Origin of the sequence: Corynebacterium glyciniphilum AJ 3170 (genome assembly GCF_000626675.1) — a bacterium.
Taxonomy (GTDB): Bacteria; Actinomycetota; Actinomycetes; order Mycobacteriales; family Mycobacteriaceae; genus Corynebacterium; species Corynebacterium glyciniphilum.
Genome location: NZ_CP006842.1, coordinates 145,300 through 171,549 on the forward strand (window position 1 = coordinate 145,300; position 26,250 = coordinate 171,549).

25 protein-coding genes are annotated in these 26,250 nt (G+C 65.8%); 13 read left to right on the forward strand and 12 right to left on the reverse strand.

What is annotated here, in order from left to right; genetic code table 11:
• Positions 1 to 103: 103 nt before the first annotated feature.
• From CGLY_RS00725 to CGLY_RS00740, 4 genes are all read left to right on the forward strand, one after another.
• Positions 104 to 814 (forward strand): YoaK family protein, encoded by a 711-nt coding sequence (locus CGLY_RS00725; protein WP_038550752.1) that lies wholly within the window; start codon positions 104 to 106, stop codon positions 812 to 814.
• Between the two features lie 217 nt (positions 815 to 1,031).
• Complete coding sequence (locus tag CGLY_RS00730; protein WP_052539397.1) at positions 1,032 to 2,588, forward strand: condensation domain-containing protein; 1,557 nt, start codon at positions 1,032 to 1,034, stop codon at positions 2,586 to 2,588.
• A 4-nt stretch (positions 2,589 to 2,592) separates the two neighbouring features.
• On the forward strand, positions 2,593 to 3,957 hold the full coding sequence (locus CGLY_RS00735) for a hypothetical protein (RefSeq protein ID WP_038545201.1): 1,365 nt from the start codon (positions 2,593 to 2,595) through the stop codon (positions 3,955 to 3,957).
• A 56-nt stretch (positions 3,958 to 4,013) separates the two neighbouring features.
• Entirely contained in the window at positions 4,014 to 4,598 is a 585-nt protein-coding gene (locus CGLY_RS00740; RefSeq protein WP_052539399.1) for an AAA family ATPase, read from the forward strand.
• Here the strand turns inward: CGLY_RS00740 and CGLY_RS00745 are convergent.
• From CGLY_RS00745 to CGLY_RS00755, 3 genes are all read right to left on the reverse strand, one after another.
• On the reverse strand, positions 4,550 to 5,767 hold the full coding sequence (locus CGLY_RS00745) for a hypothetical protein (RefSeq protein ID WP_038545204.1): 1,218 nt from the start codon (positions 5,765 to 5,767) through the stop codon (positions 4,550 to 4,552). The two genes, CGLY_RS00740 and CGLY_RS00745, sit on opposite strands and share 49 nt — an antisense overlap.
• 5 nt (positions 5,768 to 5,772) lie before the next feature.
• Positions 5,773 to 7,155 carry a condensation domain-containing protein gene (locus tag CGLY_RS00750; RefSeq protein WP_038545207.1) on the reverse strand — a complete coding sequence of 461 codons (1,383 nt, stop codon included), beginning with the start codon at positions 7,153 to 7,155 and terminating at the stop codon, positions 5,773 to 5,775.
• A gap of 74 nt (positions 7,156 to 7,229) precedes the next feature.
• Positions 7,230 to 7,730, reverse strand: a complete 501-nt coding sequence (locus tag CGLY_RS00755) for a GNAT family N-acetyltransferase (RefSeq protein ID WP_227590322.1) — start codon at positions 7,728 to 7,730, stop codon at positions 7,230 to 7,232.
• A gap of 148 nt (positions 7,731 to 7,878) precedes the next feature.
• Here CGLY_RS00755 and CGLY_RS00760 point away from each other — a divergent pair, with 148 nt between their 5' ends.
• From CGLY_RS00760 to CGLY_RS00770, 3 genes are all read left to right on the forward strand, one after another.
• Positions 7,879 to 8,466 carry a TetR/AcrR family transcriptional regulator gene (locus CGLY_RS00760; RefSeq protein WP_038545210.1) on the forward strand — a complete coding sequence of 196 codons (588 nt, stop codon included), beginning with the start codon at positions 7,879 to 7,881 and terminating at the stop codon, positions 8,464 to 8,466.
• 206 nt (positions 8,467 to 8,672) lie between these two features.
• Positions 8,673 to 9,383 carry a type 1 glutamine amidotransferase domain-containing protein gene (locus CGLY_RS00765; protein WP_038545213.1) on the forward strand — a complete coding sequence of 237 codons (711 nt, stop codon included), beginning with the start codon at positions 8,673 to 8,675 and terminating at the stop codon, positions 9,381 to 9,383.
• A 23-nt stretch (positions 9,384 to 9,406) separates the two neighbouring features.
• Complete coding sequence (locus tag CGLY_RS00770; RefSeq protein WP_038545216.1) at positions 9,407 to 10,375, forward strand: alpha/beta hydrolase; 969 nt, start codon at positions 9,407 to 9,409, stop codon at positions 10,373 to 10,375.
• Positions 10,376 to 10,403: 28 nt separating this feature from the next.
• Here CGLY_RS00770 and CGLY_RS00775 read toward each other — a convergent pair whose 3' ends face one another.
• The 5 genes from CGLY_RS00775 to CGLY_RS00795 all read right to left on the reverse strand — a co-directional run bounded on the left by CGLY_RS00775 (position 10,404) and on the right by CGLY_RS00795 (position 15,540).
• Positions 10,404 to 11,366 carry an NAD(P)H-quinone oxidoreductase gene (locus CGLY_RS00775; protein WP_038550756.1) on the reverse strand — a complete coding sequence of 321 codons (963 nt, stop codon included), beginning with the start codon at positions 11,364 to 11,366 and terminating at the stop codon, positions 10,404 to 10,406.
• Positions 11,367 to 11,377: 11 nt separating this feature from the next.
• A complete protein-coding gene (locus CGLY_RS00780; protein ID WP_038545219.1) occupies positions 11,378 to 12,190 on the reverse strand; it encodes an SDR family NAD(P)-dependent oxidoreductase in 813 nt (270 codons plus the stop codon).
• 2 nt (positions 12,191 to 12,192) lie between these two features.
• A complete protein-coding gene (locus tag CGLY_RS00785; protein WP_038545222.1) occupies positions 12,193 to 13,776 on the reverse strand; it encodes a succinic semialdehyde dehydrogenase in 1,584 nt (527 codons plus the stop codon).
• 34 nt (positions 13,777 to 13,810) lie between these two features.
• Positions 13,811 to 14,731, reverse strand: coding sequence for an acetoacetate decarboxylase family protein (locus CGLY_RS00790; protein WP_038545225.1), 921 nt, complete (start codon positions 14,729 to 14,731; stop codon positions 13,811 to 13,813).
• Positions 14,732 to 14,835: 104 nt separating this feature from the next.
• On the reverse strand, positions 14,836 to 15,540 hold the full coding sequence (locus CGLY_RS00795) for a TetR/AcrR family transcriptional regulator (protein ID WP_038545228.1): 705 nt from the start codon (positions 15,538 to 15,540) through the stop codon (positions 14,836 to 14,838).
• 127 nt (positions 15,541 to 15,667) lie between these two features.
• Between CGLY_RS00795 and CGLY_RS00800 the strand changes: the two genes are divergently transcribed.
• Positions 15,668 to 16,621: an NAD-dependent epimerase/dehydratase family protein gene (locus tag CGLY_RS00800; RefSeq protein ID WP_052539401.1), complete on the forward strand. Its 954-nt coding sequence runs from the start codon at positions 15,668 to 15,670 to the stop codon at positions 16,619 to 16,621.
• Here the strand turns inward: CGLY_RS00800 and CGLY_RS00805 are convergent.
• The 3 genes from CGLY_RS00805 to CGLY_RS00815 form a co-directional block, all read right to left on the reverse strand.
• The gene (locus tag CGLY_RS00805) at positions 16,618 to 17,418 is read right to left on the reverse strand and encodes an isocitrate lyase/PEP mutase family protein (RefSeq protein WP_038550759.1); all 801 of its coding nucleotides are present in this window, start codon (positions 17,416 to 17,418) and stop codon (positions 16,618 to 16,620) included. The genes CGLY_RS00800 and CGLY_RS00805 overlap by 4 nt on opposite strands.
• A gap of 89 nt (positions 17,419 to 17,507) precedes the next feature.
• The gene (locus tag CGLY_RS00810; protein ID WP_052539403.1) at positions 17,508 to 18,428 is read right to left on the reverse strand and encodes a hypothetical protein; all 921 of its coding nucleotides are present in this window, start codon (positions 18,426 to 18,428) and stop codon (positions 17,508 to 17,510) included.
• A 13-nt stretch (positions 18,429 to 18,441) separates the two neighbouring features.
• Complete coding sequence (locus CGLY_RS00815; RefSeq protein ID WP_038545231.1) at positions 18,442 to 18,876, reverse strand: VOC family protein; 435 nt, start codon at positions 18,874 to 18,876, stop codon at positions 18,442 to 18,444.
• A 127-nt stretch (positions 18,877 to 19,003) separates the two neighbouring features.
• Here CGLY_RS00815 and CGLY_RS00820 point away from each other — a divergent pair, with 127 nt between their 5' ends.
• Positions 19,004 to 20,275 (forward strand): ATP-binding protein, encoded by a 1,272-nt coding sequence (locus CGLY_RS00820; protein WP_038545234.1) that lies wholly within the window; start codon positions 19,004 to 19,006, stop codon positions 20,273 to 20,275.
• A gap of 36 nt (positions 20,276 to 20,311) precedes the next feature.
• Here the strand turns inward: CGLY_RS00820 and CGLY_RS00825 are convergent, their stop codons facing one another.
• Positions 20,312 to 20,758, reverse strand: coding sequence for a MarR family winged helix-turn-helix transcriptional regulator (locus CGLY_RS00825; protein WP_038545237.1), 447 nt, complete (start codon positions 20,756 to 20,758; stop codon positions 20,312 to 20,314).
• Positions 20,759 to 20,875: 117 nt separating this feature from the next.
• Here CGLY_RS00825 and CGLY_RS00830 point away from each other — a divergent pair, with 117 nt between their 5' ends.
• Genes CGLY_RS00830 through CGLY_RS00845 form a run of 4 tightly spaced genes read left to right on the forward strand, consistent with a single transcriptional unit; the run spans position 20,876 to position 26,248 of the window.
• Positions 20,876 to 22,069 (forward strand): MFS transporter, encoded by a 1,194-nt coding sequence (locus CGLY_RS00830; protein WP_038545240.1) that lies wholly within the window; start codon positions 20,876 to 20,878, stop codon positions 22,067 to 22,069.
• Positions 22,070 to 22,097: 28 nt separating this feature from the next.
• Positions 22,098 to 22,919 carry an aldo/keto reductase gene (locus tag CGLY_RS00835; protein WP_038545244.1) on the forward strand — a complete coding sequence of 274 codons (822 nt, stop codon included), beginning with the start codon at positions 22,098 to 22,100 and terminating at the stop codon, positions 22,917 to 22,919.
• A 36-nt stretch (positions 22,920 to 22,955) separates the two neighbouring features.
• A complete protein-coding gene (locus CGLY_RS16585) occupies positions 22,956 to 25,409 on the forward strand; it encodes an alpha/beta fold hydrolase (RefSeq protein WP_052539406.1) in 2,454 nt (817 codons plus the stop codon).
• A gap of 2 nt (positions 25,410 to 25,411) precedes the next feature.
• Complete coding sequence (locus CGLY_RS00845) at positions 25,412 to 26,248, forward strand: SDR family NAD(P)-dependent oxidoreductase (protein ID WP_038545247.1); 837 nt, start codon at positions 25,412 to 25,414, stop codon at positions 26,246 to 26,248.
• The last annotated feature ends 2 nt before the right edge of the window (positions 26,249 to 26,250 follow it).

Below are 26,250 nucleotides of genomic sequence, written 5' to 3' on the forward strand. Positions count from 1 at the left end.
CACCCGCAACGATATCTCTCCGCTGACGCGTCGGGAATCCAGGTACTATAGCGGCCCCGCACGCCCCTCGCGCTTCCTGATCCCCTCACCGAAAGCTCTCCACATGCCCCCACAGCATCCTGCCCTCGGCCCGTACCACGACCGCCGCGAGATGAACCTCGGCATCGTCCTCGCCGGACTTGCCGGAGCGATGGGAGCAGCTGCCTGGCTGCACACCTCCGGCTGGTACGTGACCTTCATGACCGGCAACACCGAACGCATGATCCTTGAACATTTCAAGGGCAACCACATTCTCGGACTCGGTGCCCTGGCCACCGTGCTCGCGTTCCTGGTGGGCGTGATGGTCGCCACGCTCGCCCGCATCCACTGGTGGAAGAAGTCCCGGCACGGCGCCACCCTGGTCACCATGGCCGCCGCCTACGTCGCCTGGCTGGTCGACGTGCTCACAAATGATTCCGACGCGCCCCTCGGTGTGGTCCCGATCCTGTCACTGGCCTTCGGCCTCGGGGCGTTGAACACGTCGATCAGCCGTCAGAACCAGGTCGCCATGCCGCTGTCGTATGTCACCGGCACCCTGGTGAAGATGGGGCAGGGGTTCGCGCTGCACCTGTCCGGGGTACGCCGTTGGGTGTGGGTCGCCCAGGTCGTGACCTACGCCGGCTTCCTCGCCGGGATCGTGCTCGGCGGCACAGTGTTCCACTCCATCGGCACACACAATTCCCTGGCGGCCCTGGCCTTGATGTCCACTGTGATCGCCGTGATCACCTGGAAACTCGACCACCCGCGGTTCGCGGACAAGGACGCGGGTGAATAGACCCCTCCACGGACGTCGCCTGTGTCATCGGTCACGAAGCGGCGTTCACCTGCTGCGCTGCGCGCCGCAGCGTGTTATCACAGAGCCCTGACGTTCCCCGTCCTTCCCGCCCTCGCTCCTATACACCCCTCTACAGCCCGCACCGAGCTCCCGGCCCCGGCGATCCCCGCCCTTTCACGCTTCACCTCACCCCTGACCCTGGAAAGGACTCTTTGTCATGGAATACACCGAACTGTCGGCGTACCGGCTGCACGCCGGGCACGTCACCACCTGGACCCCCACCGCGACCGACGCCTGGGCTGTTGACCCGCGTCCGCTCTCCAGCAACCACGAAGCACACGTCCGGGAGTCACTCTCCTCCCCGTCGACGGGCGCGCCGGGCGAGTCGCCCCGCGGAGACAACTGGATCGGTACGGCGTTCCGTATCCACCATCCGTTCGACGCCGAGGTGTTCAGCGCCACCCTGCGGCTGTGGATGGTGAGGCATGAGGCCTACCGCACGACCGCGGTCGCTGGGACGGTCGGTGACACCGGGGTAGAGGGCGATGCCCTGCACCGCGAGACCCTCCCCGCCGATGCCGTCGACGTGTCCGCCCAGCCGGTCGGCCACCTGCCGGACGCCGGTAGCGTCCACGACTTCCTGGACCGTCACTTCGCCACCGAGGTCTCCGCACTGCGCTGGCCGCATCTCACGGTCGCCACGGTCGGCCCTGACGCAGAATCCGAAGGCGACCCTGCCGTCTCCCTCGGCAGCCAGGACGGCCCGTGGTTCACCGTGGTCTTCGCCGCCGACCATGCGGTGATGGACGCCTACACCCAGATCGTCTCCATTGCGGAGCTGCGTGAGGTCTATGCCGCACAGTTGGCCGACCGCACCCCGGAACTCCCGCTGGCCGGGTCACACGTCGACTACAGCCGGGTCGAGCGCGACCTCGCCGACAGCCTCACCGTGGACCATCCCGTCGTGCAGCGGTGGCGTGATTTCCTGGTCGGGGCCGAAGCTGCTGAGAGGGCATCTGCGACCCCGCGGCTCCCCCTGGCCGGTGCCCACAGCGACGCGGAGCGGGACGTCCAACAGGTCAGTACCTCGATGTGGCTGCTCGGTGAAGTGGACGCCACCGTCTTCGGGCAACTCAGCAAGCGCTACGGCGGCAGTCAGGTCACCGGTCTGTTGGCGGCGCTGAAGGTCGCCGCCGCGCGGGCCGACCGTGACGGCCTGTGCGGTGACACCTTCCGCTATGTCATGCCGATGCACACCCGTACCTCCCCGGAGTTCGCGTTGTCTGCCGGCTGGTTCGTCGGGCTGATGCCCGTGGAGGACCCGATGCCCCGCGGCGCGGCGTTCTCGGAGGCTGTGTCGGCGACGACCGCGGCGGTGAAGGAGAACCGTGACCTGGTGGCGTACCCGTATCCGAAGGTCGCGGAGCTGCTCGAGGTCACCGAGCCACCGCGTTTCGTGGTGTCGTACGTGGACACCCGCTTCATCCCCGGTGCGGAAGACTGGACTCCACACGACCGGACGTTGCGCGGTGTCGCCTACAGCTCCACCGACGTCTACATCTGGGTCGTCCGGACGAAGGGTGGGGTGAATATCTCGATGCGGTACCCCGACGCCCCCTGCACCCGCGATTCCGTGCGAGCCCTGGTGGCCGAGTACTTCGCCGTCCTCCACAGCGTGGTCGACACCGGCGACGCCGCCTCATTGCCGTTCGGCGCGGCTGAGGCTGGCGAGACGGCTGGCGAGACGGTCGGCGAACCGGTGTACGAGGGCTGAGTCAGTGACCCACCTGCCCGACGGGGAACGGCTCACTGCCGACGATCACCTGTTCGTCGTCATGGAGCAGGTGATGGGCGTCCCCGTCATCCCCCAGGTCATCTGGCGGGTGACAGTGGGGGACGGCGCGTCTACCTCGATCGCCGACGTCCTCGGCCATGTCGCCGAGGTGGGGCGACGGCTCACCGAAGGGCGTCTGTCCCGTCTCGTCCGACGGACACGCGGGCCCGTCCGCGACCGGTGGACGTTCACCCCGACCGCCGGACGCGTCCGGATCGACCGCGATCCGGTGGCACCGGATGAGGTGACCAGGTGGCTGTATGACCGGCTCGAGACCGACATCGACAGTGTCCGGGGTCCAGCCTGGGAGCTCAGCGCCGTGCCCACCACGGACGGTCACCTCATCGTCTCCCTGGTGCGCAGTCATGTCATCGCCGACGGCGGCGCAATGATCCGGGCGGTCACCGAGGCTGTCGCCGGGCAGGCCAGGACGCCCCGTCGCCGGGAACGCCGTGGCGACAACGTGCGCGACGCCCGGTCACTGCTCACCGCGGTAGGCCGGGCGGCAGTATCGATGCGGAATCCCACGTCAGGGGGAGCATCCGTCCCGGAGAACGACGGTGCGGCACCCGCGGGACCGGCGATGGTGCCCACCGTGGCGGTGCGGGTCGACGCCGGACGGTTCAATGAGACGGCGGCCTCGCGGGGCGGTACGTCCAACACCCTGTTTCAGGCGGTGACGCTGGGGGTCCTGGCCGGCTCCGGGCGCGTCGGCGAGGGTGACACCGTGCCCCTCGCAGTGCCCATGTCTGTCAGGGACGACGGCGAGGAGGGCGATCGGGACCTGCGCGCCAATGCGACCACCGGCGCCACGGTCATCGTCCACCTGGACCCAGGGCGGTACGACGATCTCGGGGATGTCCGTGCCGCGGCGAAGGCCGCGTACCGGGACGTCGCCACCCGTACGGGTCCTGACAAAGTCGCCGCCATGGCGCAGATCGCTCAGGTCCTGCCCGATGCCGTGGTCCGACGCGCCGCTGCCGGATCCACCACACCGCTGTGTCTGGCCTCGAACCTGGGGGAACCGTCGGACGCGTTCATCGGACTGGGGCTGGACCACGGCCCGGAGCACGCAGGCTGCGATGTCGCCCTGCGCTCGGTGATCCGCGCCGGGTCCGCACGCGACCTGGCTGCCCGGCAAGGTGGAGTGAGCGCCTGGGCTGTACAGACCGGGGATTCGCTCTCCCTGTCGTTTACCTCGCTCGACCCGGTCCATGTGCGTGACGCCGCACACCTGCTGGACCTGGTCAGGCAGGAGATGGCCAGGTGGGGCCTGGAGTGGGGCCGCGACGTCACCCAGTGGCTGTAGGGGTTCAGGGTGCCGGTATGCGACGATGTTGCACACCACTGGCGAGAGGAACATCTATGAGCGCAACCAGGCGCCACATCGTCTGGCTCAACGGCGCATTCGGTGCGGGGAAGACGACTGCCGCGAGGATACTGGCGGCCGAGATTCCGGGTGCTGTCATTGTCGACCCCGAGGAGATCGGCACCCTGCTGCGGCCGGTTCTCCAACCGGTGGCCCCGGTGCGGGACTTCCAGGAGTGGCCCGCGTGGCGACAAATCGTTGCCGCCACGCTGAACGCTGTTCTCCGGGAGCTGGCGGAGGGCGGCCCGTCACTGGTCATCGTTCCGCAGACCGTCATCGTCGAGGAGTACTGGTCAGAGATTATTTCTGACCTTGATCCATCGGTGCGACTCACGCCTGTGGCGTTGCACATCGATTCGGATGAGCATCGTCGCCGTGCGACCGACGACACTGAGGAGCCTGGTGCGCTCCGGTGGCGACTCGGCCGGTTCGCATCCTTCCGCGAAGCCGAGTGGATTCGGCGCGAATTCATCGGCATTGATGTCTCCACGCTCAGCCGGGATGCGACGGTCGCGGCGATCCGTGCCTCGGCCTACCTCAGCGCCGCAGACAGACGGTCCAGCACCCCGCCCATGATCTGACGTGCCTCCGGTGTCTCCGGGTACTTTGCTCGGACTGCCAAGCCGTCGCGGGTGCGGGAGAACCATAGCTGTGCGGTATCGGTGGGAGACGTCGACGAGATGTAGCGCGCCTGCGGCAGCGGGTCACCGCGGTGACGGAAATCCATGTAGGAGACCATCGGCACCACACCGTCGGGCAGTACCGGTCGGCATTCCTGGATCATCGTCTCCAACGGGAGGCCTGCCACGGTCACCGCGTCGCGCAGCCAGCCTGCTGCCGACGCGACGTCACCGGCACGGGCGACGACAGGGGCATTACTGACCATCCAGCCGACGACATGGTGGCGTGGGTCGTCCCGCCGTCCCCGGGTGTGTACCGGAACGATCGTAGCGAACTCCGGGGACCCGGTGAGCGGTTCCAACGCCTCAGCCAGCGAGGTGAGGAGGACAGCGAACGTCCGACGATCGAGCTCCCCGGTGATCCCGGTGGCACGGGTGAGGCGTCGCACATCATGGACGGGGTCGGCCATCCCCGCGCAGAGCTGCACCGGGAACGCCGGGACGTGACCGTCGGTCAGCCTGAAGAACCTCCCCCAGACCTCCAGCGCAGCACCGCTGTCGCTCTCCACGGCGGGAAGAAGTAGGTCAGCGCCGGATTCGATCACAGGGCGACCGTGCAGCGCGTCCCACAACCGACGCAGCACCAGGTCGATGCTGAGCATGTCGGCGTGTACATGGTCCACGGCGAACAGCAGGGTCGTCCCCGCACGGGCCGCAAAAATGCCCGGTGCCGCGCCGGGCAGGCAGGCCGCAGCGATCCGTTCCCCCAGGGCACGCTCCGCCGGTGGCTCAGGACGGGTCTCGCCGACCGTCACCGTCACGGCGTCCGACGGGAAAGGAACATGAGCAGAACCGGAGGCGACGCTGCACAGGGAAGGCGCTCCGGCGACGACGCTGCGCACCGCGGCGGCGAGGTCCTCGTCCGACCAGAGGGGTACACCGTCGGCGCCACCGATGTCGACGGTTCCGCCGATCCACGTTGACCGGCCGGACGCGGCGACGGCGGTGAGATGATTGCGCTGGTTGAAGCTCAGCGGCCGTCCCGCCTCCAGCGGGACTCCGTGCCAGTGCAGCTCCAGCTCCACGAACGGGCCGGGCAGTGGTACGTAGTCGAGGTAGGTGACGTCCACGGCGGTCAGGCGGTGACGGCACTGTCGAGGATGTCGTGGACCGCGGTGATGTAGGTCGCCACAGACTCCCGCGCCGTCGGGTTGTCCGGGGCCTGGGACCCGATGCCGAGGCCGTCGGCGTTGCGGTAGATCCACAGATTGGCGTTGCTGGTCCTGCCGAAACCGGTGAACAGGCGGATATCGGCGCCCTCCGGTTCTGCGAACCATCCGAGATCGAGGTAGGTCACCATCTGCGGACTGCCCATCACCGACGGATCCACCTGGCCGCTGAGGATCAGATGTCCCAGCGACGCGTGTACCGGCTCGTCCAGTGCCGCCTTCATCCGTGCCTGGGCGGTCACGACGTCGGGGAGGACTTCCTCGACCGTCGTGCCGGTGACGGGGAAGTACAGCGGGGTGAAGTTGCAGAACCATCCCTGGGAGACCGCGTACGGCCGCCCACGGGTGGCAGAGACCACCACGGTGGCGTAGTGGTCCGCGCCGGTGAGCCGCACGTGCGCCACGCCGAGGGCGGCGTACACCACCGTGCTGAAACTGACCCCGTGCTCGCGGGAGAGCGCGCGCAACCGGTCGGTGAGGTCCCGGTCAGCCAGGGTGCCGTCGATACCGACGACCGGCTGCGGTTCACCGTCGACGATGCCTGTGGGCAGCGGGAAGCCCGGCACCCGACCTCCGGTGATCTCAAACAGGCCGCGCCAGGCACGGACCCCGGGGGAGTCGTCGTTGACAGTGGCGGCCCGGGCGTACTCGCCGCGGACGTAGTCGAGGAAGCTGGGGTGGGTGTCGACCGTCAGCGCCTGCGCGGCATCTCCTGTGTCCCCCGAATAGCGCGCCATGAGCTCCAGCAGCCCGGTCATCTGGGATATCCCGTCGCCAGAGGCATGGTCCAGGGCCAGCAGCAGGTCGAAGGATCGGCCGTCCTCACGTGCCACCGTGACCACCGCGAGGGCAGGAACGTGGTCGAAGACTGCGGTGGTGGCGAGCAGGTCGGTGATCGTCTCAGTGGCCGTGCCGGTAACCTGCGTCGGCACGAGGTCGACGGCGTCGGTGGGCAGTGTCCTGCGACGGATCGAGCCGTCCGGCGCGTCGTCGTCGACGGACAACGTGGACCGGAGCCCCTCATGCGCCGAGACGAAGTCGTTGACCGCCCGGGTCATGCGTTCCTGGTCGGGGATGCCGGGCAACGTCGCCACCGAACAGGTGTAGGCGTGGTGTCGTCGCCCGTGTGCCCGTCCTGTCAGCACACCGCGGACATGGTCGGTCTGCAGGAAGGAGGCCGGAGTCGGGTCGTCGGTGGCGTCGGTGTGGGCGGCGGTCATGGTGTCGGAGGGCAGCCACGTGGTCACGGAGCCTTCCGGTGACCAGTCGTGTCCGTCAATGATTCTCATTCGTGGATCCGCTCGTGAGGGGTGGAACAGGACATGTCAGCCCCTGACTATAGGTCGGCACGGCGGCTGCCGCATCACAGCGGCAGCTTGAATCCCTGGTGGCTGGCGGTGTAGCCCAGCCGCTCATAGAAGCGGTGGGCGTCCGTCCGCGTGACGTCGGAGGTCAGCTGGGCCAACGTCGCACCGTGGGACCGGCCGTAGGCGTGGGCCCAGTCGAGGACGGCCGAGCCCAGTCCGCTGCCGCGTGTCTCGGCCGCGACCCGGACCGCCTCGATCTGCAGTCGGGTTGCCCCGCCCCGGGAGAGTCCGGGGAGCAGCGTCAGTTGCATGGTCGCCACCGCGGGACCGGTCGTCGGTGAATCCTCGCGCACGATCAGGAGAAGATGGTTCGGATCCGCGTCGATCCGGTGGAACGCGTCCATGTAGGGCGACAGGGATGAGGACTCCCGTGTGCGCCCCAGGGGATCGTCGGTGAGCAGTGCGACGATGTCGGCGACGTCGACGTCCCGGGCACGGGACAGATGGAATGTGCGGTCGACGAGGGTGAGGATGTCCATGTCTGTGTTGCGGTCCATGGTGTTGATGCTACGTCCGTTTTTCCCGACGATAAGGAACTGGCAGTGAGGGAGGGTGACCGCGGGAAAGTGCGGGTGTGGCATGATTTCCCTTGTCGTAGGGGAATGTGTACGGTGCTTACATGAGTGATAGGAGAGGATGTTAGCGATGGCGGCTTCAGGATCAACATCGACAACGCAGCGTTACCACCATGGCAACCTCCGGCAGGCATTGATCGATGCCGCCGTGGAGATGCTCGAGCAGGGGGAGAACTTCTCGCTGAGAGCGGTCGCTCGCTGGGCAGGTGTGTCGCAGACTGCGCCCTACCGGCACTTCTCTGACCGGGCGAAACTGGAGTCCGCCGTCGCTGCGCAGGGGTTCCGCGCCCTTGGTGAGGAACTGTTTGCGGGTCGGGAAGCGCCGTCGACGCCCGAGGATCTGCCGGACTTCGCGGTGGGCTACGTCCGTTTCGCCGTCGAGCGGCCGAGAATGTTCCGGCTGATGTTCGGAACTGAGTGCGACGATCAGAACGATGAACGTGTGCAGGCTGCCGGGATGCTCCAGGCTGCCCTGTCTGAGAATCTCCGGGCCGTTTATCCTGATGCGCCTGTCGACGATCTCGCCGTCGGGCTGTGGAGTACTGCCCATGGTCTGGCGTTCCTTCACCTGGACGGCAAGTTCCCGGCGGAGCCTGCCGACGAGATGTATGACCGTGTCCGGTCAGCGTTCCTCGCGGTGCTCGGGCTGGCGGGTTAGGGGTCTCGCGGATTGTTCTAGCTCCGTGCGCGTTTCTGGGAGGCTGGCGTGCGCGAAGCGAGACCCTTTTCGCCATCGGGAGGTGTTGACAGCGTTCACATCTGGTTTTACTCTGGGCGGTGCCCGGCACGGCGCCGGGGCATCACCGACCACTGTGCCGCGGCAGGGTCTCCTGCCCCACGTGAGACCACGAGAGGTATATCTCCATGATCAACGTCCTGATGGCAGTCACCGCAGCACGGCACTGGACCCTTACTGACGGAACCGAACATCCCACCGGTTTCTGGGCCGAGGAGTTTCTTGTCCCCTACGAGATCTTCACCGACGCCGGATTCGATGTCACCGTCGCCACCCCGGGAGCGGCCACGCCGATCGTTGATGAGCTCAGCCTGGGTCTCACCGGCGGCGTTCTCCCTCACACGGTCAAGAAGTACCGTGCGAAACTCGAGGAGCTCGCCCCGGTTCTCGAGAACACCGCTGACCTGCATGCGGTCACCGCGGAAGAGCTCGACGGCTACGATCTGGTGTTCTATCCCGGAGGCCACGGCCCCATGGAGGATCTGGCCTTCGACACGCTCTCCGGCAGGATCCTGACAAGCCGTCTCGAGTCTGGACGGCCGCTGGCGTTGCTGTGCCACGCCCCGGCTGCGCTGCTCGCCACCGTTGACGAGGACGGAAAGACCCCCTTCGCCGGGTGCCACGTCACCGGTCTGTCCAACCGCGAGGAGCTGATCAACTCCTTCGCAAAGAAAGCCCCCTGGCTGCTGGAAGACAAGCTCAAGGAGATCGGCACCGACTACGACAAGGCGCTGATCCCGTTCCGGCCCCACGTGGTCCAGGACGGCAACCTCTTCACCGGCCAGAACCCGCAGTCATCGAAGAAGCTCGCAGAAACGCTCGTCTCTACCCTCAGCTAGAACTTCTCCAGAAAGGACGACCTATGAACGCGAACCCGAAGAACATCGCCCTCGAACCCGCGGCCCAGGCTTTCGCCGAAGCGACCTCTGAACCCCCGTTTCTCTACCAGCTTCCTCCCGAGGAGGGCCGCAAGGCCGTCGACGAGGTGCAGGACGAGGAGATCCACAAGCCTGAGATCGATGAAGAATGGATCACCGTGACCGGCGGTCCGACCGGTGAAGTACCGACCCGTATCGTGCGGCCCAAGGGGGCCACTGGCGTAGTGCCAGTCGTGCTGTACACCCACGGTGCCGGCTGGGTCTTCGGCGACGCCCACACCCACGACCGGCTCATCCGTGACCTCGCCGTCGGAACCGGCGCGGCAGTCGTCTTCCCGGAGTACGTCCGCGCGCCGGACGCGCAGTACCCGTCGCAGAACGAGCAGTCCTACGCGGTCGCCCAGTGGATCGTCCATCACGGCACCGAGCACAACCTGGACCCCGAGCGGGTCGCGATCTCCGGCGACTCCGTCGGTGGCAACATGGCGATCGCCCTGAACATCATGGGCAACGAGCGTGGTGATGTGTCTTTCAAGGGTGCGGCTCTGTTCTATCCGGTCACCGACGCGAACTTCGACACGGAGTCCTACCGGGAGTTCGCCGAGGGGTACTTCCTCGCCCGCGACGGGATGAAATGGTTCTGGGACCAGTACACCACCGACGAGGACGCCCGGAACGAGATCACTGCCTCACCGCTGCGCGCTTCCGAGGACGAGCTGGCGTTCTTCCCTCCGACGTTGGTGATCACCGCCGAGGCCGATGTACTGCGCGACGAGGGTGAAGCCTTCGCCGCGAAGCTACGGCGTGCCGGGGTGCAGGTGACCGCCGTGCGTTACGGCGGCATCATCCATGACTTCGTGATGGTCAACTCCATGCATGAGACCCCGCAGGCTGTCGCCGCCGTTGCCCAGGCCGTCGCGCACCTGAAGGACGTGCTCGGTATCGAGGGGTAGGGTGCCGGAGCTCCTGGCTCCTGATCACTCAGGGCCGGAGCAGTACCTTGCCTACCGAATCAGCGGAGTCGAGCATCTCGTGTGCGGCACGGGCCTCCGCCAGCGGCAGCGTCGCCGAGATCACCGGTTTCACCGTCCCGTCCTCCACCAATGGCCACACGTTCTTCACCACCTCGTCGGTGATCGTCGCCTTCGACCCGGGCCCCGTCAACGGACGTCGACGCACATTTGTACCGATTACCCGGGCCCGCTTGTTGATCAGCGCGCCGATGTCGAGGTCCCCGTGGGTGCCGCGCATCATGCCGATGATCACGAGTGTTCCACCTGGGGCGAGGACACGGACATTACCCGGCAGGTATTTGGCGGCGATGATGTCCAGGACCACGTCCACGCTGTTCTCGAGTTCTTCGGCGAAGTCCTGCTCGCGATAGTTGATCACCCGGTCCGCACCGAGTTCACGTGCCCGCTGGGCCTTGCCCTCGGACCCCACGGTGACGATCACCGTGGCGCCGATGGCCTTGGCCACCTGAATGGCGTGGGTGCCGATACCGCTGCCGCCCCCGTGAATCAGTACGGTCTGTCCGGCGGTCAGGCCCGCCTCCATCACCAGGTTCGACCACACCGTGGCCGCGGTTTCCGGCAGTGCGGCGGCCTCCAGCAGGGTCATACCGGCCGGAATCGGCATCAACTGGCCGACGGGGACCACGGCGTACTCGGCGTAGCCGCCGCCGGAGATGATCGCTGCGACCTCGTCGCCGGGTGCCCAACGGCCCTGCCGTGCGACGTCACCACCGAGTTCGGTGATCACGCCGGAGAGCTCCATGCCGATGATGTCGGTGACACCGGGCGGCGGAGGATAGTTGCCTTCGCGTTGCATCACATCGGCGCGGTTCACACCGGCGGCGGTGACTTTCACCAGGACCTCGTCGGGCCCGGGTGCCGGGACGGCGGTGTCCTCGAGGTCGAGGTTGTTGTTCCAGATTGCTTTCATTGTCTTGTCAGTCATTGCGAGATCCTTCCGGAGAGCGCCAGGGTGAGGCGCCGGGGAGCCAGTCGCGCGATGGCGGCGACGACGGCATTTCTGCGTCCGGAGACGATGCTGGGACGCGGATTCTTTCGGTCGAGTTCCTGTAATGCCAGGGAGACGACCTGGTCGGCGGTCTGGAAGCTACCGACAGCAGCGTCGGTGCCCCCGCCGAGAACATCGAAGAACTCCGTCTTTGTCGGTCCTGGGCTTAGCGCGAGGACCCGCAGCGGAGACGTTTTCGTCTCATAGGCGAGTGCTTCAGTGAGAGAGAGGACGTACGCTTTCGTCGCGCCATAGGCGGCCATGCCCGGGGTGGGTTGGTAGGCGGCGGTACTGGCGATGTTGAGCAGGACGCCCGGCCCGCCGCTGCGCCGTGAACGTTCCACCAGCTGAGGCAGCAGCAGGCGTGTGAGGTCGGTGAGCAGACCGACGTTGAGGTCGATCATCCCGGAGAGACGCCCGGGCTCCTCGTCGGCGAACTGTCCTCCCATGCCGAAGCCGGCGTTATTGATCAGTGAATCGACGTGAAGGCCGCGCTCGTCCAATGTCTCCACCAGTGAGGCGGCGGCGTCCGGGACTCCGAGGTCGGCGGTGACCACGGTGGTGGAGACGCCGTGGTTCTGCTCGAGCCGGTCGGCGAGGTCGGTCAGACGATCCTCGCGCCGGGCGACGAGCACCAGGTCGGCGCCGCGGGCAGCGAACTGGGAGGCGAACTCCGCCCCCAGGCCGGAACTCGCCCCGGTGATCAGGACCGTCGTCCCCGCGTAGTTCAGGGGATCATGCGCCACGGTTACTTCACCCCCGGGAGCTTCTTGGCCAGGCGCAGAGCACCGGTCATGACTTTCGCGTAGCGTCCGGCATCCAACCAGTCCGGTGCACCGACCGGTATCAGGCGCTCTACCGCGATGGTCTGGGACTCGGTGTACTTCATGATCCCGTGCTCGCCATGACGACGCCCCACACCGGATGCCTTCATGCCGCCCATCGGGGCGTCGACGGAGCCCCAGGTGGGGGCGTAGGCGTCGTTGACGTTGACGGTGCCGGCCTCGAGCTGTTCTGCCACCCGACGTCCATGGGTCGGATCGCTGGTCCACACACTGAAGTTCAGGCCGTACTCGGAGTCGTTGGCCAGGCGGATCGCCTCTTCCTCACTGCTCACACGGTAGAGGGAGACGACAGGGCCGAAAGTCTCGTGGTCGAAGACTGTCATGTCCTCGGTGACGCCGGTGAGGATCGTCGGTTCATAGAACAGCGGACCGAGATCGGGGCGGGCCTTACCACCCGCGAGGACGGTCGCCCCCTTGCTCCGGGCATCCTCCACGTGGTCGCTGACGGTTGTGAGCTGCTTCTTGGAGACCAGCGAACCCATGTCCGCGGAATAGTCCAGCTTCGGTGAGAGCGTCATGTTCTTCGCCGCAGCGGCGAAGCGGGAGGTGAACGAGTCCCACATCGAGTCCGGGACGTAGATCCGTTCGATCGAGATGCACAGTTGACCGGTGTTGGAGAACGACGCCCTCACCGCGCCCTTGACCGCCTTGTCGATGTCGGCGTCGTCCAGAACGAGCAGGGCGTTCTTGCCGCCGAGTTCCATGGAGTAATCGATGAGGTGCTCACCGGCCTGTGCGGCGACGGTGCGGCCGACCGCGGTGGAGCCGGTGAACATCAGGAAGTCGGAGTGCTCGATGATCGGGGTGCCCAACTCTGATCCCCGGCCTGTCACGACCTGCACCAGACCTTCCGGCATGCCCGCCTCTTCCAGGAGCTGGACGGCCCACAGGGTGGCGTAGGGGGTCTGCTGGTCCGGTTTGGTGAGGATCGCGTTGCCCGCGATGATCGCCGGCAGGGAGTCGCTGATCCCCAACGTCAGCGGGTAGTTCCACGGGGAGATCACTCCGACGAGGCCTTTCGGGTGGTGGACTTCGACCACCTTGGTCAGGGAGAGCTGGACTCCCTGACGACGTTTCGGCTTGAGGTAGTCGGCGGCAGTGTGGGCGTAGTAGCGGGAGTTCACCGCGACATCCATGATCTCCTCGTAGGCGTGACGGCGCGCTTTGCCGTTCTCTCGCTGAATGAGATCGAGGACTTCGTCCTGGCGTTCCAGGACGAGGTCGTGGAAGCGCAACAGGACGCCCGCACGCTCTTCGACAGGACGTGCAGCCCAGGCGCGCTGCAGACGGCGGGCGCGCGTCGCGGCAGCGGCGACGTCCTCTGTGGTGGAGGCGGGAACGGTGCCCATCACCTCGCCGGTCATGGCGTTGGTGATCTCCAGGATGCGGTCGGGGTCGGCGACCTGGACGCGATGGGCGAGCCGGTCGAGGAATTCGACGGAGGCGGGGTCGATGCCGGGGAAAGTGGCGGAAGAGGTGCGTGACATGGTGTTCGTTCTTTCTCGCGCGGTGGGGTGGGTGTTATCGGCTGGCGACAGAGATCGGGGCGGGCATGTGCAGGGCGATCTGCGATTCGGTGGCGACGTCGAGTTGCATCGGACGGATGAACTCCAGTGACCGGACGTCGTCGGAGGCACGGCCGGAACCCAGAGTGAGATCGATGTCGCGGGGGAACAGGCTCACCCCACCGGAGAGCACGTTGGTCTGGGTGAGGGTGGAGTGCCAGTTTTCACCGATCTTCGTGTACGACGTCAACGAGCCGACTTTCTCGCCGCTACGGTAGCGCTTCTGCTTCGGGGTGGATGCGGCGAGAGAGATGTCGTTGGTGCCGTCGCCGTTGAAGACCTGGGCGGACACGCGCCTGCTGTCGATGTTCACGTCGATGTCGGTCCGCCATTTCGGGAAGCCGTATCCGTCGTGGCCGCGTACCTGTGCGATGTCGGTATTGACCGGCAGGGACAGGACGTAGGCGTGGAGATGGTTGTTACCCATCCCGGTAACAAGGTCGGCGACGCCGACCTTGCCGTGGCGGGCGGGCCGTACAGCTACACCGACGGCGGCCTCAGTGTAGAAGTCGATGTCGGCGACGTCGTACCGGAAGAACATGACGAATCCGAGGGCGATGCCGGGGGCGACTTCCAGTGGGTCGAGTTCGATGGGTAGGCGCGTGCGGGCGGCGCTGGACTTGGCGAGGAAGGCGACCCGGGCGGTGGAGTTGCGGTAGTAGAAGTTCGGCGTGAGCGTTTCGCCGATGGGGGAGTCGACCCTGGTCTTGGTGAGCGTGCGAAAGAAGTCGACGCTGCTGACCCGCGGGTCCTCGGCGATGGCGTCGAGGTCAGGGTCCATCCGGTAGCGGTCGTAGAGGCCGCCCTTGGGGACCTCTACGGTCCGGTTCCCGAGGGTGACGGAGACGGTGTCGGCGGATGCGGAAGTTGAGGACATGGGCTGGAGCCCCTTCGTGAGTTGACGGTGCTTACATTGTCGAACCGTAGTCCGGGACGTGAGCAGTGTCAACATCTTTGTGCCTTTATTCCTTGTGCGGGCGGTCAGTCCAGCGAGAACCGGCGGACTGTGGAGGTGACCCAGCGGTTCAGCAGCTCCGGTCCGTATGCGCTGAGATCGGTTCCGAGCTGGTTGAATACCTCGGCGCTGATGGTTCCGATCAGACTCGTCCAGACATCGACGCCGGCAGCGAGGAACTGCGGCGACATCCCTGGCATGCCGAGTTCGGCTGCGGACGCCTGGAGTTTCGCGGCGAAATCAGCGGAGGGTGGGGGAGTCGGCTCTCCGACGGTCCCGTGGGCGAGGATCTCGAGGAGTGTGGCCATGACTCGTGTATCTGGAGGTGTGGTTTCTTCCGCCGGCGCGGCGTAGCCGGGGACGGGGGTGCCGTAGATCAGCGCCCAGCGCGTCGGGTTGGTTACGGCCCAGGAGCGGATGCGGTGTGCCAGGGAGCTGAGCAATGCGGACGGCTCGGCACTGGCGGCACTGTCTGTGATGTCGGTATACGGCGCGGGGGAGGTGGCCTCGGCCAGATCGTTGTATGCATCGACGACGAGCAGGGTCACCAGTTCATCTCGGTTCTTCACGTGGCGATACACCGCTGATGACGCAACTCCGAGTCCTCGGGCGATTTCGCGTACTGAGAGTTCGCCAGCGCTCCGTGTGGCCAGCTGCTCGCGGCCCAGGCGGAGGATGCCGTCACGCATCTCGGCACGCGCCTGGGCATGGGTACGACGTGGGTGGTTCATGCCTGTCGAGTCTTCCACGGGGGCTCGACGTCGACAAGAAAGTGAGCACTGCTCTTGATATTGACGGAGAAGGCCAGTACCGTCTGGTGAAAATAGAGAGCACTGATCACAATATCGAGGAGGAGTTATGCATTACGTCATCACCGGTGCAGGTCAGATCGGCAGTCAGCTCGCCCGCGACCTGTTAGATGCCGGCCACAGCGTCACCGTCATTCGTCGCGGTACCCCGGTTGAGGAAGGAGCCCTCCTTCTGCAGGGGGATGCGGGAGACCGCGCCCTGTTGCAGCGGGCCGTCGCCGGGCAGGAGGAGGCCGCGTCCGCGATCTTCCACTGCATCCACACGACCTATGACTCAGTGGCATGGCGCAGAGAGCTACCCCACCGTGAACAGGCGGTGATGGACGTGGCTGCGGACGCGGGTATCCCGGTCATCTTCCCCGAGTCTGTCTATGCGTTCGGTACACGCGCCCAGAACCTCAGTGAGCCGTTGACCACCGGCTCCGTGGCTCCCGCCTCGCCGCTCGGTGAGGTGCGGGCCGAACTCCTCGCCGCCCGGAGGCAACACCGTGCCCGGACCATTTCTGTGGTGGCCGCTGACCTCGTCGGCCCGACGGCCGATCCCAGGACCTCTGTTTTTACACTGCTGCTCTTCGGCCCGGCGCTCTCCTCCCGGATGGCCTGGGTACTGGGCGATCCGGACGTTGAACGGTCGGTGACGACGATCCTGGACCTCACCGCAGCGATGGTCGCCGCCGCTGATGATGCGAACGTTCTTGCGGCGGAGGGGGACGCCGTGCTGACGGCACCGTCCACCAGGCCGCTCTCGCAACGGACGATGGCGGCAGACATTGCGGAGACTGTCGGCGTCCGCCCGCGTCCGGTGCGCAAGACACCCTGGTGGGTGGTGCGGCTGGCGGGATTCTTTTCCGCGACGATGCGGGAACTCCACGGCAACCGGTATCTCTGGGACGCGCCGGCGGTCATTCACCCCGGGATCCTGGAAAGCAGATACGGACACACTCCCGCCTCCTGGGACAACGTGCTCCACGGAGTGGCCGGTGTGGCGACGGTCGCCGACTAGGCGGCACCTCCGTCGGAGATGTCCTTCCAGTCGCCGAGCAGTTCACGGGTGGTGTCCGCCAGGGCGGCCTGGAGCAGGGGCCCGAAGGAGATCCGGCCGACTCCGGTCCGGGCGGCGTCGGCGAAGCTCATGGATCCCGGGATCGCTCCGGTGCGCGGATGTGCGGTGACGTTCACGGGCGTCGATACCTCGTCGAGAATGCGTTGCAGGGTCTCGGTGGAGGGGATCAGCACAGGATACAGGGAGTCCGCCCCTGCTTCTTCGAGGAGACGAAGCCGGGTGAGGGCGTCGTCGAGTTTTGCTTCATCCTCGCCGTCCTTGGTGAAGGCGTCGGTCCGTCCGTTGATGACCAGGTGCACGTCCTGCGCCTCAGCAGAGGCTCGGACGGCGGCGATGTAGGCGGCATGCTCCTCGGGGCTTCGATAACGGTCCTCGGTGTGGACGGTGTCTTCGATGTTCACGCCGACGGCACCGGCCTCCAGGACCTTCTGGACGAGTTCGGCGGGCTGCAGTCCGAGGCCTGACTCCACGTCCACCGACACCGGGACGCTCACCGCGGAGGTGATGCGCGCGACGACCTGGAAATACAGATCAACCGGGGTGTTCTCCCCGTCGGGGTACCCGAGGGAGTCGGCCACGGGGTGCGAGCCCACGGTGAGGCCGTCGAATCCGGCGTCTTCGGCGAGCCGGGCGCTCCACACGTCCCATACGGTGGGAAGGACGAGGGGTGTGCTGCGGTGATGCAGGTCGAGGAGTAGTTGGGCCTTCTGGCTGAGTTCAGCGGTGGTGTGCGACATGACGCCACGGTACGCCGATGTGAGATGCCGGTCGTGTGCGTGAATGGAAGGAGACGTCGCCAGACTCGGAAACCGCCCGCGCCGCGACGTCATTGTCCTTCCTGCCCCGCCAACTGCCCGATCCGGGCACGGAACACGTGGGCCGCTCTGGTCGCCGGGGCATGTAGTGTCGCCGCGATGTCGGCGCGGGCAGCATCGGTACCTGCGGCCTGCGTCTCCTCCCACTCCCTCTTCGTCCGTTCCGAACGGCGGTGGTTCCGGATCGTAACGATGCCGATTCCGATGCCGATGAGTACCGGCACCCACACCTTCGAGTACTCGGCCAGGAACTCCACCCACCACGGCGCGTCCCAACTCGGCAGGGTGATGTCCGGCCAGGGGATGGATGGCAGATTGATGGACGGGAGGTTGATGTCCGGCCAGGGGATCGACGGAAGGTTGATCTCCCAGTCGGGAAGGTACGGGGACAGCCACTGCCAGAGTCGTTGCAACAGGCGGACGACGAGGGGGCCGAGGATGATGACCCCCAGCGCCCAGCCGCCTTTACCGACTCCGCCGAGAAGCGGGTAGAGCCACCGCTTGAACGCGGAGCGCTCCATGGCCTGTTGTCGCTTGCCGGCGCGTGAGCCGACGGGGGCGTCGAGGAGGACGGCAGTGTCCCGTATGCGGACGGTGATGCTGCGTACCCACGTGTCCGCCCAGTTGGACTCGATCTCCAGGAACGGCTTGAGGACGGTTTCCTGGTGGCTGTACTCGCCGGGAGCTGGGCGCTTTTCGGGGTCGTCGAGTGTCTTCTCCGAGAGATCGATCTTGGTGTTGGTCAGCGACTTCTTCCGGGCGACGACGGTGTCCCCGACCCGGACGAGGAGACGGGGTGAGTCTGAACTCTGCTTGCCCTCCTTACCCTGCGGGAAGCCCGGGTCCAGCACACGTAACTCATCCTCGGTGCCGGTGGATACCTCAATGCGTCCGAGGGACGGGTGTATGATGCTCCAGGTCTCTACGGTCATCGGTGTGCAAGCCTCAGTCGAGACAGAACTCATTGCCCTCGACATCCTGCATGACCAGGCAGGACTCATTCACGTCGTCAGCGGGGAGCAGCCGTAGACGCCGCGCGCCGAGTGCTTCGAGCCGGGTGGCTTCCGTCTCGAGCGCGGAGACGCGTTCGTCGCCGCGGAGTCCCGTGCCGACGCGAACGTCGAGGTGCACGCGGTTCTTCACGGTTTTGGGCTCGGGGACGCGATGGAAGAAGAGCCGCGGCCCGACACCTTCAGGATCCTGGCACGCCCAGGCGGATCCCTGGTCAGCCTCGGGGAGCGAGGCGTTGAAAGCTTCCCAGGAGTCGAATCCTGACGGGACCGGAGGATCCACATAGCCGAGTGCCGCCTTCCAGAATTCCGCCACCGTCGTCGGCTCCTGGCAGTCGAAGGTGATCTGCACCTGCCGTGTCGTGTTCATGGTGCCTAGCGTAGCCGTGTGCGTGCCACTGGGAATGGCAGCTTGCTTAGTTCGATGATGGCAGATTGCCTAGTAAGATCGTGGCAGATTGCCTAGTGGCGGGAATTTTCCGTGGTAGAGTCCACATATGCCGTATCGGACCCGGGTCATTGATGAAACCCTTGACGAGCTGTTCCCGCATCTGCCGGTCATTGCTCTCGAAGGCGCAAAAGGTGTGGGGAAAACGGCGACTGCCAGTCAGCGGGCGGCGACCATCCTGAATCTCACCCGTCCGGCCCAGAGGGAACTCCTCGCGGCAGATGAAGACTATGTGACCAAGGTTCCGCCGCCCGTCCTTATCGATGAATGGCAACTCGAGCCGTCTGTCTGGGACAGAGTCAGGACGGCGGTGGACGACGACAGTGACGGAGGACGGTTTCTCCTGGCTGGTTCAGCGACAGTCCCCGGGGATGCGCGAGTCCATTCAGGTGCGGGACGAATTGTCAGTCTCCGCATGCGACCGTTGTCGTTCGCTGAACGAGGCTTGATGGATCCGTCGGTCTCACTCCGAGAGCTTCTTGCAGGTGACCGGCCTGAAATCACCGGACAGTCAGAGTTCGCATTGTCGGACTATACGGACGAAATTCTGCGTTCGGGATTCCCCGGTATTCGGCACCTCCCGGAACGTGCGAGGGACATTCAGCTCGACAGCTACCTTTCCAGAATCGTGGAGCGGGAGATGCCGGAGAACGGAATCGTCATCCGCCGACCGTCAGCTCTCCGGGCGTGGTTGGCTGCTTACGGCGCAGCGGTTTCCTCAGACGCGTCCTATTCGAAGATCCTTGATGCGGCTACCCCTGGAGACAATGAGAAACCTGCCCGGGCCACGGTGGACTCTTACCGTGAGCATCTCACCCGGCTGTTTGTACTCGACCCGATTCCAGCGTGGGCCCCTGCGTTCAATCCTCTGAAGCGACTCACTCTCGCACCGAAACACCAGTTGGTTGATCCCGCGCTTGCCGCTCGACTGGTCAGAGTCGGCAGGTCCGGGTTGCTTCGCGGTGACGGAGTCCGTGTGGCGGATGGTGTCGGGTCGTGGTTGGGTGCACTTTTCGAGTCGCTGGTTGCACAGAGTGTTCGTGTGTACGCAGACGCGGTAGATGCAACGACATCACATCTCCGAACCCGTGACACCACGCATGAAATCGACCTGATCGTGGAGGGGCGCGATCGGCGAATCGTTGCCGTGGAAGTCAAGCTGGCAGCCAGCGTCAGTGATAAAGACGTGAGGCATCTCAACTGGATCGAAGACCAACTCGGTGATCAAGTAGCAGATAAGGTGCTGGTCACTACGGGTGAGTACGCTTACCGGCGCCCTGATGGAGTTGCCGTGATTCCGTTCGCACTGCTCGGTCCCTAAGTCGCTGGACACGGGGGTTATTGGTACAGACAGTCCCTACCGGAAATTTCCGGCGTGCAGTGCGTCGGCCAGCGGAGCCAGCTCAGGGACGGTGGACGCCTCGTCCAACGCGTCTTCGAGGGTGCGGTCGTGGGTGGGGCGGGCGGCATTGAGCAGGTCCCGGCCGTCATCGGTGAGCTCGGTGTAGATGCCGCGGCGGTCGTCGTCGCAGAGGATGCGGCGCAGTAGCCCACGGTTCTCCAGGCGGCTGACCAGGCGGGTCGTGGCGCTGGGGGAGAGGGCTGCGGCGCGGGCGAGTTGTGCCATGCGCATGTGCCAGCCGTCCTGTCGGTCGAGGGAGTCCATCACGGCGAACTCGACGACGGACAGGTCGTGGCCATCTTTCAGCGCCCGTTCCAAGGCGGTGTCGATCGCGCCGTGCAGTGCGGCGAGCGTGCGCCAGCCCCGGGTGCGGACTTCGACCGCGTCGTCCGAAATGCTCATGCTGGCCAGTATAGCCGACTTGCGCGCATATCCCGCGTGTGCAACTATCTTCAACGTTGCGCGTGCAACTAGTGCACATGCAACTGATGCATACGCAAGGAAAGGACGTCACCCATCATGCCCGCTGCCCTCTACGCGCTGGCTCTCGGAGGATTCGGCATCGGTCTCACCGAGTTCGTGATCATGGGCCTCTTACCCGAGGTCGCCGCTGATTTCGGTGTCACCGACACCGCCGCCGGTTACCTGATCTCCGGCTATGCCCTCTCCGTCGCCGTCGGCGGCATTATCCTGACCGTCGCCCTGCGGGGCCTGGAACGGCGTAAGGCCCTGCTCGGCCTCCTCGTCCTGTTCATCGTCGGCAACATGATGTCGGCCCTCGCGCCGACGTACGAGTTCATGCTTGCCGGACGCATTGTCGCCGCTCTGTGCCACGGTGCCTTCTTCGGTATCGGCGCCGTCGTCGCCGCCGACCTTGTCGCCCCTGTCCGACGAGCCGGAGCAATCTCGATCATGTTCGCCGGGCTGACCATCGCCAACGTCGCCGGTGTGCCGCTGGGGACCTTTATCGGTCAGGCCTTCGGCTGGCGTGCGACGTTCTGGGCCATCACCGTCATCGGTCTCGTCGCTTTTGTCGCGATCACGTCCCTCGTGCCGTCGACTCCGGCCTCGGCGGGATCGGTCCGTCAGGAGTTCGCGTTGTTCCGCTCCCGTCAGGTCTGGTTGTCCATGGCGGTGACCGTGCTCGGCTACGGCGGGATGTTCGGTGCGTTCACCTACATCGCCTTCACCCTGACCGACGTCTCCGGCTTCGCGTCGTCCACCGTGCCGTGGCTGCTGGTGATCTTCGGCGTCGGCCTGTTCATCGGCAACCTCGCCGGAGGACGTGCCGCTGACCGCAACCTCGGGGCCACCCTGATTGTCCTGCTCAGTGTGCTCACCCTGATCCTCGTGGCATTTGCGCTGACCGCCACCAACCAGGTTGCCGCCGTCATCGCCCTGGGGTTGATGGGTGGAGTCGGCTTCGCGACGGTGCCGGGCCTGCAGATGCGCATCATGAACTACGCGTCGGACGCTCCGACCTTGGCGTCAGGGGCGAACATCGCCGCCTTCAACGTCGGCAACGCCGTCGGCGCCTGGCTCTCCGGACTCGCTCTCGCCGCCGGTTTCGGCTACACCTCTCCGCTCTGGGTCGGTGCAGTCGTCACCGTCCTCGGTCTGGTCCTGTTCCTCGTGGCGACCCGCATCCGCGGCGGTGAGTTCGCCCACCACTCCGACACCGCCGCCACCCCGTCCGTTCCCGTATGCATGTGAACACCCCTGAACACGTAAGGAAGAAACCATGATCCCCACCATCGCTCTCAACGACGACCACCTCATGCCCCAGCTCGGCTTCGGCGTCTTCCAGGTTCCCGACGACGATGCCCACCGCGCCGTCGCCACCGCCCTGGACGCCGGCTACCGCAGCATCGACACCGCTGCGGTCTACGGCAACGAAGCCGGTGTCGGCCGCGCTATCGCAGAGTCCGGACTCGATCGCGGAGACCTGTTCATCACCACCAAGCTCTGGGTGGACGGTCTGTCGCGAGACGGGGTCCGCCCCGGGTTGGAGGCCAGTCTCGAACGACTCGGCCTCGGCTCCGTCGACCTCTACCTCATTCACTGGCCTGCTCCTGCCACCGACAGCTACCTTGCTGCCTGGGAAGGAATGGAGGAGGTCCGTGACCTGGGGCTGGCCCGCTCGATCGGTGTCTCGAACTTCCTCCCGGAGCACCTCCAGCGCATCGTCGACCTCGGTGGAGCCGTCCCGGTGGTCAACCAGGTCGAACTCCATCCGGCGCTGCAGAACCGGGAGACCATAGCCGCGAACACCAGTCACGGCATCGCCACCGAGGCGTGGAGTCCGCTCGGACAGGGCGCTGCACTGACCGACCCTGTGGTCGCGGAGATCGCCGAGGCGCACGGGGTGACGCCCGCGCAGGTCGTCCTGGCGTGGCACCTGCAGCAGGGGCGGATCGTGATCCCCAAGTCCGTGACCCCGGCACGGATGACCGAGAACCTTGAGGCCACCCGAGTCGTCCTCCGGGAGAGGGACCTGGAAGCGCTCGACGGGCTCGATCGGGGAGCCCGTACGGGCCCGGATCCGGAAAACTTCAACGGATAACCGGTATCGTTCCGGAGACATAACTATGGTGTAGCCATGACTACAGAATCTGGCACCGTCGACCAACCCCTCGATCTCCTGATCGTGGGCGCGGGCCTCTCCGGAATCGACCTCGCCCATCATGTCGCCCAGAACTTCCCTCACTGGTCGTGGGAGATCCACGACACCCATGACGACCTCGGCGGAACCTGGCACACCTTCACCTACCCGGGTATCCGTTCCGACTCCGACATGGCCACCTTCGGGTTCCCGTTCCGCCCGTGGCCGCACAAGGGCACGTTGGGGCAGGGCGCGGATATCAAGGAGTACATCCGTGACGTCGCCCGCGACTGCGGTGCCCTCGAGCGTCTGCGGACCGGCTCCTGGATCAAGGATGCTGACTGGCAGACCGACAAGAACCTCTATGCCGTCACCTCTGTGACCGACAAGGGGGAGCGCACGATCTACACGCGCCGGGTCCACTACGCCTCCGGCTACTACTCCCATAACAAGGGATTCCGCCCTGACTTCCCCGGCGAGGAGAACTTCACCGGACAGATCATCCACCCGCAGGAGTGGCCGGAGGACTTGAATGTCGAGGGATCGAAGATCGTGGTCATTGGATCCGGTGCCACGGCGATCACGCTGATTCCGGCCCTGGAGAAAGCCGGGGCGGACGTCACCATGCTGCAGCGCAGTCCCAGCTATGTCGCGCCGCTGCCGGAGATCGACATCATCAGCAGCATCTGGAAGAAACTCCTGCCCGCCGGGCCCGCCTACCGGGCCGCGCGATTCAACCACGCAGCCCGGGACATGGCGCAGTTCGTCGTCGCCCAGCGGACCCCGTGGCTGTTCAAGAACGCGCTACGTCTGATGCAGCGTCCGTACCTGTCCAAGGACCAGATCGACGAGCACTTCACACCCCGGTACAACCCGTGGGACCAGCGCGTCTGCAAGGCACCCAACGGTGACATCTTCTCCGCGCTGAAGCGCAACGCCCACGTCGTCACCGACACCATCGAACGATTCACTGCCGATGGCATCCGTCTGGCGTCGGGGAAGGAGTTGGACGCAGACATCATCGTCACCGCCACCGGACTGGAGATCGAGGTCTTCGGCGGTGGAAGCCTCAGTATCGACGGCAAGCCTCTCGACAACCACCAGCAGGTCTTCTACCGGGGCATCATGCTGGCCGGCCTGCCGAACTTCAGCTTCACCGTCGGCTACGTGAACGCCTCCTGGACGCTGCGCTCCGACATGGTCTCGCGCTACATGGTCAAGCTGTGGAAGACGGGTGAGGAGTTCTACAGCCCGGCACTGCCCCCCGGTCGTAACGACCGTCCGCTACTCGACTTCGCCGCCGGGTACATTCAGCGCGGTGAACACCGCCTGCCCACCCAGGGCGACGGTTCGCCCTGGCAGTACACGCAGAACTACCTCACGGAACTGCCAGAACTCGCCTACGGTGACCAGCGTCGCGACATGGTCTTCGGCGACCGGTGCCTGGCACTGGCGGGCAGTCCACGCCCGGGGCCGGAGGTCCAGACCGTCCATGCCGACAGCCCGTTCGTTGAAACGGACACCCGGGCGCTCCCACCCACGGAGACCGTCACCGTGGACGGTCGTACGGTGCGGTTGCGCCGCGGTGGGCCGGCAGCCCGACAGGACGGACAGGAGAGCCGGGACGCCATCGTCATGATCCACGGCATCGGGCGCTCGCTGGAGGACTGGGACGATCAGGCGGTCCTCATCGGTGAGAACAGCCGGTACATTGCCCTGGATATTCCCGGCTTCGGTTTCAGTGACCCTGCGGATCGCGTCACCCTGGCTGACACGGCCGAGCTGCTGTGGAAGACCCTCGACGCGCTCGGCGAGACACGCATCAACCTTGTCGGAAACTCTCTCGGCGGCGCGCTCTCGATGGAGATGACCGCACAGCGTCCCGACGCCGTTTCCAGCGTCTCCCTCGTCGATCCGGCAGGGTTCGGTGACAGTACTACGCCATTGCTGCGGCTGATTGCCATCCCGGGCCTGGGGCGGCTCAATGCCGCGACCACCCGGCTGCGTGCCATGTACCAGCCGGTCGAACACGTGATTCTGCGGCGTCGTGGTGCCGTGACCCGACGCCGCCTGGATGTCCAGGGGCGGATCGCACGACACCCCCACCGTAACGCCACCTTCTACTCCTTTGTCCGGCACCTGGGGTCCCCACTGGGGATCAGGGAGGGATGGCGCCGTGACCTGGTCGCTCGGTTCAACCGGGCCACTGCCGGGACGACACCGGTGATGCTGGCGTGGGGCAGGAAGGACCTGATCCTGCCGTACTCGGACTTCCGGGCGGGTCTCGAGCAGATCGACGTCCGGGATGCCGTGGTCTTCGACGACTGCGGGCACATGCCCCAGCTTGAATACCCGCAGGAATTCGCCGAACAGTACCAGCGCTTCCTGTTCGGTGTCTGGGCGACTCATGACGACTCCGAGCGCTCTGCACAGGAAGAAACGGTGAACTGATCATGATCAGAACGAAGAAGCCCGGCCCCCGTACCGTGCTGGTGACCGGCGCAGCCTCGGGTTTAGGGCTGGAGATCTCCAAGCAGTTCCTGGGCAAGGGCGACCGGGTGATTCTCACCGACCTTCACGAGGACATTCCTCCCGCCGTCCAGTCGCTGGCGGGGGACTGGACGTACCGTACGCTCAACGTGACCAGCGACGAGGACTGGCAAGCTGCAGCGGCTGACGTCGACTCCCTCGACATCCTCGTCAGCAACGCTGGCATTGCCATCGGAGGTCGAATCACCGAGACAAAGATGGACACCTGGCAGAAGGCCCTGGACATCAATGTCCTCGGCTCGGTCAGGGGCCTTCGGGCTTTCGTCCCCAAGATCGGGAAGGGCGGGAGGATCGTGCTCACCGCGTCAGCGGCCGGCCTCGTCCATGCCCCCGCCATGGCGACGTACAACGCCACGAAGGCGGCGACCGTTGCCCTCGGGGAGACCGTGGATGCCGAACTGAGACACCGGAAGATCAGCACGACCGTGATCTGCCCCCAGTTCTTCAAGTCCGGCCTCGCCGATTCCCTCATCGGCGACGACGATGCGATGGATGCGGTAGCGCGCGTGCTTCTCAGTAGAACGTGGCTCACCTCGGAGATCATCGCGCGCCGGGCGGTGAAGGGTATCGAGGCCCGTCGAACCGTGGTGACCCCGGACGGCTTCGCCACGTTCAGCTGGTACTCCAAACGCTTCACTCGGGTTCCCTACCTCTTCCTGGTGCGGACCATCGGTTGGGCCGTGGCGAAGCAGGTCAGGCGGTCCGAGGGGCATGCGAAGGTCCGGAACGGAACAAAATAGGC

What these genes read in the sequence shown, in the direction of transcription:
- CGLY_RS00845 (WP_038545247.1), top strand. Translation starts at nt 25,412, where the DNA reads ATGATCAGAACGAAGAAGCCCGGCCCCCGTACCGTGCTGGTGACCGGC.
- CGLY_RS00805 (WP_038550759.1), bottom strand. Translation starts at nt 17,418, where the DNA reads ATGTCGCACACCACCGCTGAACTCAGCCAGAAGGCCCAACTACTCCTC.
- CGLY_RS00770 (WP_038545216.1), top strand. Translation starts at nt 9,407, where the DNA reads ATGAACGCGAACCCGAAGAACATCGCCCTCGAACCCGCGGCCCAGGCT.
- CGLY_RS00760 (WP_038545210.1), top strand. Translation starts at nt 7,879, where the DNA reads ATGGCGGCTTCAGGATCAACATCGACAACGCAGCGTTACCACCATGGC.
- CGLY_RS16585 (WP_052539406.1), top strand. Translation starts at nt 22,956, where the DNA reads ATGACTACAGAATCTGGCACCGTCGACCAACCCCTCGATCTCCTGATC.
- CGLY_RS00740 (WP_052539399.1), top strand. Translation starts at nt 4,014, where the DNA reads ATGAGCGCAACCAGGCGCCACATCGTCTGGCTCAACGGCGCATTCGGT.
- CGLY_RS00790 (WP_038545225.1), bottom strand. Translation starts at nt 14,731, where the DNA reads ATGTCCTCAACTTCCGCATCCGCCGACACCGTCTCCGTCACCCTCGGG.
- CGLY_RS00800 (WP_052539401.1), top strand. Translation starts at nt 15,668, where the DNA reads ATGCATTACGTCATCACCGGTGCAGGTCAGATCGGCAGTCAGCTCGCC.
- CGLY_RS00730 (WP_052539397.1), top strand. Translation starts at nt 1,032, where the DNA reads ATGGAATACACCGAACTGTCGGCGTACCGGCTGCACGCCGGGCACGTC.
- CGLY_RS00750 (WP_038545207.1), bottom strand. Translation starts at nt 7,155, where the DNA reads ATGAGAATCATTGACGGACACGACTGGTCACCGGAAGGCTCCGTGACC.
- CGLY_RS00755 (WP_227590322.1), bottom strand. Translation starts at nt 7,730, where the DNA reads ATGGACCGCAACACAGACATGGACATCCTCACCCTCGTCGACCGCACA.
- CGLY_RS00825 (WP_038545237.1), bottom strand. Translation starts at nt 20,758, where the DNA reads ATGAGCATTTCGGACGACGCGGTCGAAGTCCGCACCCGGGGCTGGCGC.
- CGLY_RS00725 (WP_038550752.1), top strand. Translation starts at nt 104, where the DNA reads ATGCCCCCACAGCATCCTGCCCTCGGCCCGTACCACGACCGCCGCGAG.
- CGLY_RS00765 (WP_038545213.1), top strand. Translation starts at nt 8,673, where the DNA reads ATGATCAACGTCCTGATGGCAGTCACCGCAGCACGGCACTGGACCCTT.
- CGLY_RS00835 (WP_038545244.1), top strand. Translation starts at nt 22,098, where the DNA reads ATGATCCCCACCATCGCTCTCAACGACGACCACCTCATGCCCCAGCTC.
- CGLY_RS00795 (WP_038545228.1), bottom strand. Translation starts at nt 15,540, where the DNA reads ATGAACCACCCACGTCGTACCCATGCCCAGGCGCGTGCCGAGATGCGT.
- CGLY_RS00830 (WP_038545240.1), top strand. Translation starts at nt 20,876, where the DNA reads ATGCCCGCTGCCCTCTACGCGCTGGCTCTCGGAGGATTCGGCATCGGT.
- CGLY_RS00775 (WP_038550756.1), bottom strand. Translation starts at nt 11,366, where the DNA reads ATGAAAGCAATCTGGAACAACAACCTCGACCTCGAGGACACCGCCGTC.
- CGLY_RS00785 (WP_038545222.1), bottom strand. Translation starts at nt 13,776, where the DNA reads ATGTCACGCACCTCTTCCGCCACTTTCCCCGGCATCGACCCCGCCTCC.
- CGLY_RS00820 (WP_038545234.1), top strand. Translation starts at nt 19,004, where the DNA reads ATGCCGTATCGGACCCGGGTCATTGATGAAACCCTTGACGAGCTGTTC.
- CGLY_RS00815 (WP_038545231.1), bottom strand. Translation starts at nt 18,876, where the DNA reads ATGAACACGACACGGCAGGTGCAGATCACCTTCGACTGCCAGGAGCCG.
- CGLY_RS00810 (WP_052539403.1), bottom strand. Translation starts at nt 18,428, where the DNA reads ATGACCGTAGAGACCTGGAGCATCATACACCCGTCCCTCGGACGCATT.